Genomic DNA, 314 nt, shown 5'->3' on the forward strand with positions numbered 1-314 from the left:
CCAAGACAACGATGACGGATCCTGATCAACTCCGAGCGGAATTAGAAAAAGTCAGGGAGCGAGGCTGGGCCCAAAGCCAAGGGGAATATACGCGGGATGTCATCGCCATTGCCGTTCCGTTATTTGACGGGCATGAAATTATTGGTTCTGTCACCGTATCAGGTCCCATCTATCGTATGTCAGATGAAAAAATTCAGCAATACCTGCCTCTTCTTATGGAGACAAGGGATGAAATCAGAGAGGTTATTCAAAAATACCAACTGAAATTAAGGGTCTAAATGGGGAGGAAACAGCATGCAAGGATTAATTGAAAT

Annotated in this window: 1 protein-coding gene; it reads left to right on the plus strand. The window is 44.6% G+C overall.

Annotated elements, in window-relative coordinates:
* Positions 1–278, plus strand: a 278-nt coding sequence (locus RYX56_RS21710; RefSeq protein WP_317124032.1) for an IclR family transcriptional regulator domain-containing protein, incomplete at its 5' end; no start/stop codon positions are given.
* Positions 279–314 lie beyond the last annotated feature (36 nt).

The sequence above is a fragment of the Alkalihalophilus lindianensis genome, assembly GCF_032843265.1.
Classification (GTDB): Bacteria; Bacillota; Bacilli; order Bacillales; family Bacillaceae_D; genus Alkalihalophilus; species Alkalihalophilus lindianensis.